The sequence below is a fragment of the Lacinutrix sp. MEBiC02595 genome, from assembly GCF_053601555.1.
This window is the reverse complement of sequence record NZ_JBSHNU010000141.1, coordinates 1-418: the sequence shown is the minus strand read 5'-3', so window position 1 is coordinate 418 and position 418 is coordinate 1. Positions and strand designations below refer to the sequence as shown.

Sequence of the window (418 nt, the reverse complement as noted above, 5' to 3'; positions counted from 1 at the left end):
TTTTAGATGTTGCTAATCTGGAAACACTTACTTCGATTGCTTTAAACACAGATAATACAAACATCGATTATACAGACGAAGATGGCGTTACTACACAATTAGATTTATCTGCTATCGTAGCAAATTTAGAAGCACTTACTACATTAGTAGACAACAACGACGGAACATTAACCTATACCGATGAAGATGGAAACCCAACTATTTTAGACGTTGCTAACTTGGAAACATTAACATCTATTGCTTTAAACACAGACAATACAAACATCGATTACACGGATGAAGACGGCATTACTACACAATTAGATTTAACTGCAATCATAGCTAACCTGGAAGCTTTAACAACTTTAGTTGACAACAACGACGGAACATTAACTTACACCGATGAAGATGGAAACCCGACTGTTTTAGATGTTGCTAA

1 pseudogene is annotated in these 418 nt (G+C 35.4%); it reads left to right on the top strand.

Going from position 1 to position 418, the window contains the following annotated elements:
- Nucleotides 1-418, top strand: a pseudogene (locus ACVCZW_RS02090) (hypothetical protein); the annotation flags it as partial.